The sequence below is a fragment of the Bradyrhizobium sp. 142 genome, assembly GCF_023074015.1.
Classification (GTDB): domain Bacteria; phylum Pseudomonadota; class Alphaproteobacteria; order Rhizobiales; family Xanthobacteraceae; genus Bradyrhizobium.
The window spans coordinates 1-1,879 of record NZ_JADPKQ010000195.1 but is presented as its reverse complement, the minus strand read 5'-3'; the positions used below and the strand labels follow the sequence as shown (position 1 = coordinate 1,879).

Here is a 1,879-nt window from a genome sequence, read left to right as displayed (position 1 = left end):
AGACGGTTCTCGGGCTCTACGGCGTCATACTGGCGCCGAGCGCGCTCGGCCTCGTAGCGGGCGCGCTCCACGCGAAGCACCCACTGGCGCTCGAGCTGACGGCTCTCCTGCTCCAGTTGGCCCGCGGCTGCGAGTGCGATCTCAATCTGATCCGGCACCAGGGCGTCGAGGACCATCCGCTCGACCAGCGCGTCAACCGCCAAGGCCCGGACTTCCTGGCACATTGCACTGCCTTGCTGGTCCCGATCCGAGCGGCAGCAATAGACCGGATAGTCGGCATTCGGGCCCGTGTAGCGCATGCTCATGCGCCGTCCACAACGACCGCAGATCGCAATTCCTTGTAACAGGGCTGCCCCCTTGCGCGGTACGCCAGAGTGTCCTGCCTCATAGCGGCAGAGGTTATCTGCCAATCGCCCCTGGTTGGCCATGAACTCCTCCCAGCTGATATAGCCTGGGTGAGCGGCGTGGAGGCAAACCGCCCAATCCGCGATCGCTACCTTGACCGTTCCCGTCAGCGATCCCGGCCGGCATCGGCTCGAATCCTTTTGCCGGCGGCCATAAACATACGCCCCAGCATAGGCCGGATTCTGAAGGATATTAAGGACGCGTGTGCTATCTGGCGCACGCCAGACGATCTCGTGTGGAGAAGGTCCAAGCAGCGGCCGAACCGGCAAGGACAATCCATTCCTGTCCAAGTAACGCATCACACGGCGCGCGCTTTGCAGTTCCCGGAATTTAGCAAACACGAGATGAAGACGGGCCCGCACCTCCTCATCCGGATTGAGAACAATTGTCCCCGCTCGATCGTAGACGAGCCCGGCCGGCAGCGGCAGCCGCAGTTCGCCCCGCGCCGCCTTCTGGCGTTCCCCTTGGTGAAGGCGCATCCGAAGCTGATGCAGCTCCGCCTCGCTCATGATGCCGGACAGGCCCAACAGCAGGCGGTCGTGATAGGCGCGCGGATCGTAAAGCCGCTCGCCATCCGCAATCAGCACGCCAAATACCGAGCAAAGTTCGAGAAGCTGATGCCAGTCCCGGTTATTGCGGGCCAAGCGCGAAGCGTCGAGACTCACCACGAGACCGGCGTTGCCAAGGCCGATCTCGGCAATGAGCTTCTGGAAACCATGACGGTCCACGCCGCCAGCACCGGATTTGCCCAGATCCTCGTCAATCACCTGGACGCGCTCGGGCGGCCAGCCCAGACCGATGGCGCGATCGACAAGGCGGTACTGCAGCTCGGTGCTCTCCTGATGCTGGCGCACCTGGTTCACGGATGACTGCCGCACGTAGACATAGGCCAACTTGGCTCGGTGAGCCGTCGTGAGCCGCTCGTCAGCGACGGTCGAGCTGATCAGCACGACCCAGTCCCCTTCCGGGCATGCCGGGGATCGCTTGCATTCGCCGCATCAGCGCGGCGATCGTTTGAGCAATCTGGGTTTGCGTCGCGGTCGACAGATTCGGCCAGAGGCGCGGAATGTCGGCCATCGGACGGCCGGATGGATTTGCCAACGTTGGCAGGGGTCGATACGCAACGCGACCTGGGAGCGGTCGGTGGGTCATCGCGAATCACCTTCTCGTCGAGAAGGCTCAGACTCGCGCTCAAATGTTGCATCAATGGGATCAGCGTCCGTACACTGATGCGCGGCAGGTCGGCCGCGTTCGGGCGGAAAGCGATCGACGTCTCGGTAAGATCCGTCGACGCGATCCGAACCCCCCGCCGCCGTCCGTCCGGCAGCGCGACAACAACGTAGGCGGGACCGCGTCCCGACCGCTCCTTCAGCACCTCAAGCCGGTGCCCGAACAGAAAATGATGCGGGTCGGTGATCGTGACGTGAGACACGACCCGTTCCAAAATAGGGGTACTCTGTCGTGTTCGGCGATC

The 1,879-nt window shown here is 63.3% G+C and carries 2 protein-coding genes; both read right to left on the bottom strand.

What is annotated here, in order from left to right:
• Nucleotides 1-1,355 (bottom strand): recombinase family protein (locus IVA82_RS17315; protein ID WP_247493433.1); only part of this gene is annotated, 1,355 nt, incomplete at its 3' end.
• Nucleotides 1,349-1,879: hypothetical protein (locus IVA82_RS17310; protein ID WP_247493432.1), on the bottom strand; the 531-nt coding region annotated here is incomplete at its 5' end. The genes IVA82_RS17315 and IVA82_RS17310, both read right to left, overlap by 7 nt.